This is a genomic window from Shewanella ulleungensis (assembly GCF_014648315.1).
Classification (GTDB): domain Bacteria; phylum Pseudomonadota; class Gammaproteobacteria; order Enterobacterales; family Shewanellaceae; genus Shewanella; species Shewanella ulleungensis.
The window spans coordinates 1-2378 of the sequence record NZ_BMQW01000026.1 but is presented as its reverse complement, the minus strand read 5'-3'; the positions used below and the strand labels follow the sequence as shown (position 1 = coordinate 2378).

At 45.8% G+C, this 2378-nt stretch carries 2 protein-coding genes; both read left to right on the top strand.

Features of this window, described 5'->3' with window-relative positions:
* The first annotated feature begins 104 nt into the window (after positions 1-104).
* On the top strand, positions 105-941 hold the full coding sequence (locus tag IEY40_RS20030) for a tyrosine-type recombinase/integrase (protein WP_188959346.1): 837 nt from the start codon (positions 105-107) through the stop codon (positions 939-941).
* Positions 942-945: 4 nt separating this feature from the next.
* Complete coding sequence (locus tag IEY40_RS20025; protein WP_188959344.1) at positions 946-2052, top strand: IS91 family transposase; 1107 nt, start codon at positions 946-948, stop codon at positions 2050-2052.
* The last annotated feature ends 326 nt before the right edge of the window (positions 2053-2378 follow it).

The following is a 2378-nucleotide window of genomic DNA, read 5'->3' as shown; positions in this document are numbered from 1 at the left end:
GCCCTTCAATAAGCTGTTGAACTAAGCCGCTGCGCGGAGCCCAAAAGTCCGTCATTTGCACCACACTTACCTCAGTGGATTTCCCACTATCAAGGAGGTAAGTCATGTTAGTACACACCCAATTATTCCATGATGAAATTACGCTTAGGCATTACTCTGAGCGAACCCGCAAATCCTATCTGTATGCCATTACGAAACTGGCAGAGCACTATAACCAATCGATTGATACCATTACCGAGCCACAATTAAGTGATTATTTCCGCTATTTAAACCTTGAAAGGCAACTATCAAGAGCGTCCATTCAGCTTCAACTGAATGGTATTCACTTTTATTTTGAACACATTTTAAAGCGACAATTTAGGATTGATGTGTGCTTGCCTCGCCCTAGCCAAAAATTGCCACAAGTACTCAGTAAACAAGATATTGGTCAGTTGTTGCAGCACTGCCCCAATCAGAAATATTACACCATGATAGCGCTGTGTTATGGCTGCGGATTGCGCGTCAGTGAGCTGGTGCATCTTAAAGTCAGTGATATAGATGGTCAGCGGCAGTGTCTTAAAGTGTGTCAGGGCAAAGGGGCGAAAGACCGTTTCGTTGTTATCTCCCCCTCACTGCTGAATTTATTGCGCCATTACTGGCTTAAGTATCGTCCAGATATGTGGCTATTTGGTGTGTATTCCTATGGCGACACCCATCCTTTAAATGTGTCAACCGTGCGAAAGGTACTCAAAAAAGCGGCGTTAGATGCAGGAATAACCAAACCTTGCAGCCCGCACAGTTTGCGCCATGCCTATGCGACACATCAATTAGCCGCGGGCATGTTACTGAATCAACTCCAACATCAACTGGGTCACAAAAGCATTAAAACCACCGAGCGATATCTGCACTGGTCGCCAGAGCTTGGGCATAAAGGGGGCGATTTACTCGCTAACTTGGGGTGATGAGATGGCGCATTATCACTTGAGTGACATACTGCAAACCCATTACGGTCAGTATCAACAACATCATCGACTGAGTCAGCAACAACGTCTGGTGTGTCAGCGTATTTTGGCTTGTCGCACTGCGGCGCTGGGTCAACAGCAATGGCAATGTAACCAATGCCACTATCAGCAAAGCGTGTTCTGCTCATGCCGAGATAGGCATTGTCCACGTTGTCAGGGTAAACAAACCCAGGCATGGATAGAGAAACAGCAACAGCAAGTACTGCGCTGCCGCTATTTTCATTTGGTGTTTACCTTGCCTCATGAGCTCAATGGGCTTACCCATGCCGATGAGCAGGCCAAGCAAGTGTACAGTGCGTTATTTGAAGCGGTGTGGCAAACCTTAAGCCGATTTGGCATGACCCGTAAACACTTACAAGGTCAACTAGGGTGCACTGCGGTGCTGCATACATGGGGGCAAACGTTAACCCAGCATATCCACTTACACTGTTTAATCCCAGGCGGCGTGATTACAGAGCAAGGTCAGTGGCGCGGCGTTAAATCAGACTATTTGTTTCCTGTTAAGGCGGTCTCAACCGTGTTCAAGGCTAAGATGTTGGCTGCACTACGTCAGCGTGAAATTACCATCCCAAATGCCAATAACCTCATCAATAAGCCGTGGTGTGTATACAGTAAGGCCTGTTTGTATAAAGCGGAAACGGTAGTGGAATATCTCGGGCGTTACACCCGCAAAGGCATGATGCACGAGTCACGGTTAAAGCGGGTTACCGCCAATGCCATCGATATAAGCTACGTTGATTATCGCGATAATCAACGCAAAATCATGCAGCTGGCCCCCGATGAGTTCATCCGGCGTTATCTGCTGCATGTGCTCCCCAAAGGCGTGATGCGAATAAGGCATTTTGGTTTTTTGGCGAACAGTTGTCGACGTAAAAAGCTAAGCCAAATTCGACAACAAATACCAACCAAAGTCCTTAAAGACATTAAAATCACTGAGCCGTTAGGGCACTGGTGTTGTCCACAATGTGCCAATGGACGGCTAATATTTATGGGGCTGGTACCACTGCTCACCATGTTAGCGCGTGAGGCGAAGTTGAGTTTGTCAGGTTAATCCCAATCCGTATGGGAGTGTCAGCAAATAAAGCTGGCTTAGCTAATCTTGGATTAGGTGAGGCGACACCTCATAACCTGATAGTGAGAAATCAGTAAATAAGGTAATAATAGCGCAATAAAAAAGATGAAAACCAACAAAAACCACCTTAAAAGATGTAATAAGAACAGACAATTAGCCGAAAGGTTGTACAAAATACTACTACCGCAAAAAAGCAAATTCCTATAGCATAAAACATACCGATTAATATGGATGTGGCATCGGCCAAGTCCAACAAGCGATTTATGCCTTGCAAACAGCGCAACGCATAAATACTAAAACGTTAG

Coding starts and splice junctions, on each gene's coding strand:
- IEY40_RS20030 (WP_188959346.1), top strand. CDS start 105: ATGTTAGTACACACCCAATTATTCCATGATGAAATTACGCTTAGGCAT.
- IEY40_RS20025 (WP_188959344.1), top strand. CDS start 946: ATGGCGCATTATCACTTGAGTGACATACTGCAAACCCATTACGGTCAG.